1 protein-coding gene is annotated in these 2,058 nt (G+C 56.0%); it reads left to right on the top strand.

Annotated features, from left to right (window positions below; translation table 11 throughout):
• Positions 1–164 precede the first annotated feature (164 nt).
• Positions 165–1,967, top strand: a complete 1,803-nt coding sequence (locus H162_RS0129620; RefSeq protein ID WP_020657085.1) for a DUF3987 domain-containing protein — start codon at positions 165–167, stop codon at positions 1,965–1,967.
• Positions 1,968–2,058 lie beyond the last annotated feature (91 nt).

Genomic DNA, 2,058 nt, shown 5'->3' with positions numbered 1-2,058 from the left:
TCTGCTGAATACTGCTTCACACGATCTCTCTTGCCCGTCCCCGATATCGTTTTACTTCATCAGGTGACGCGACAACTATTCTGACACCGGGGGATACCGGCTAATCATTCGTCAGTAAAGTGCAACCCACTGCCTCACATGGGCCGACTAAAACAGGAGAAATCATGACGACGAAACCCGCCACGGAAATGTATGCACGCATTATTGCGCGCAAAAAGCTCAAGGAGCAAGCGGCCGCAGAAGCTGCTGCAACCACCATCGAAGACAACGAAGAAGAGCACTGTGAAGACGGATACCCACCGGATTACCTCGCCGCAACCGTAACGGCCGAAGACCGCGAAGCGGACTCGTACTTTGCTAGCCTGGAAAGTGAGCATCCGCATGACTGGAGCGAACAGTGCATGCGCGATGACGACCACGCAACCGGCAACGATGCGACTGACTTCGAGGCCGAATACGACGAGGATGACGACGCGGAAGGCGAATACGACGACGGTGACTATGAAGAAGCCGACGAACACCACGTCTTCCAAAATGACGACGAATTCGTAAGCGAAGAAGAATACATTGCCCGCCATGAAGAGCAGCACGATGACGCTGAATCGGACTTGGGCGAGCGGCACCTTCCGGCAGTTTCCTCGACTCCCGCGACCGACAAACCAAGCAGCGCCATCACTACCGGTGTAAAGCAAACGCGCCGTCCGTACCCTGTCGAAGCCTTCGGCAAGTTCGCAGCTGTCATCAAGCTGATTGCCTCCGCTGTGCAGGTCGATCTGGAGATGGTCGGTTCGTCGCTGTTGGGCGTAATCGCCGCACTGGCCCAAGGCTTGATTAACGTTTCGTCCCGCACCAACGATAGCGGTTGCCCGGTTTCGGTCAATATGTTCGTGATCGCGCCATCGGGCGAGCGTAAGTCCTCGACGATCGACAAGATCATGAAACCGGTATACGACGCCATCCGTCGTGCACAGGACGAGCGCAAATACATGATCGTCCAGGACCTGACGGTGGACGGTCTGATCGTGGGCCTGATTGCCCGCTGCCCGGTCCAGTTCTGCCTCGCACTGGAAGGCGCGGCACTCCTCGGCGGGCACGCCATGTCCCGCGATAATCTGAGTCGATTCTTAGGCAATGTGGCTTCGCTCTATTCCGGCGAACCGATCTCCCGTACCCGAGTTAATGAACACCACTACGCGCAGGATCGCCGCCTCAATGTACTGCTTTTCACCCAGCCGATCGTAGCGATGGACTTCCTCAGTTCCGAAATGGTGATGCAGCAGGGTATGGGTAATCGCTTCCTCTACAGCCAACCATCGTCGCTGCTGGGCCAACGCCAGCATACTGACATCGAGCTGGAAGACAAACCCGCATATCAGAAATTCTGCGCCAAGATCGCCGAACTTGCGAGCACGACTTGGAAGATCAACCCGGAAAGCGGTGGCATCACCAGCCGCACTGTACGGATGACGAGCGGAGCCAAGGCTGCATGGGTTGATCTGTACAACGAGCTGGAGAGCGCCGCAGGCCCCGGCGGCAAGCTGGCCCCACATGCTGGTTACGTGACCCGCTTTCCCGAACAGGTAATGCGCATTGCGGCCTTGCTCGCCATGCTGGAAGATCCGACCGTAGAGCACATCAGCGAGGACATCATGGTACGCGCCATCGAACTGGGAAAATACTATCTCGACTCGGCCATGCGTGTGTTCGATCTGACCCCAGCCAATAAGGACGAAGCAGACGCCAAGACCTTGCTGAACTGGATGCAGAACAAGGCCGACGAGCAGGGCATGGAAGCCATCCCGGTAAGGATGATGTACAAGGATGGACCACGCTGCGCCCGTCCCAGCAAGCGCACTAAGGAACTACTTGCCGTTCTGGCCGCTCGTGGCGAGATTGTCGAATTCGATGAGGCAATCTATTACGACAAAAAGAACTCCTACGACAATTTCGCGATCGTCAGTACCTAAGGAAGTACTGATTTAATCGTCTGCCAATCTGCTGAGCTGTCACAATAGCGCATCCAATTTCCGAGTAAATCGATGACGCAGATGAGCTTTT

The sequence above is a fragment of the Massilia niastensis DSM 21313 genome, from assembly GCF_000382345.1.
GTDB classification, from domain to species: domain Bacteria; phylum Pseudomonadota; class Gammaproteobacteria; order Burkholderiales; family Burkholderiaceae_D; genus Telluria; species Telluria niastensis.
Note: the sequence above shows the minus strand (reverse complement) of the source record. Positions and strands in the feature narration are given on the sequence as shown.

Coding starts and splice junctions, on each gene's coding strand:
- H162_RS0129620 (WP_020657085.1), top strand. CDS start 165: ATGACGACGAAACCCGCCACGGAAATGTATGCACGCATTATTGCGCGC.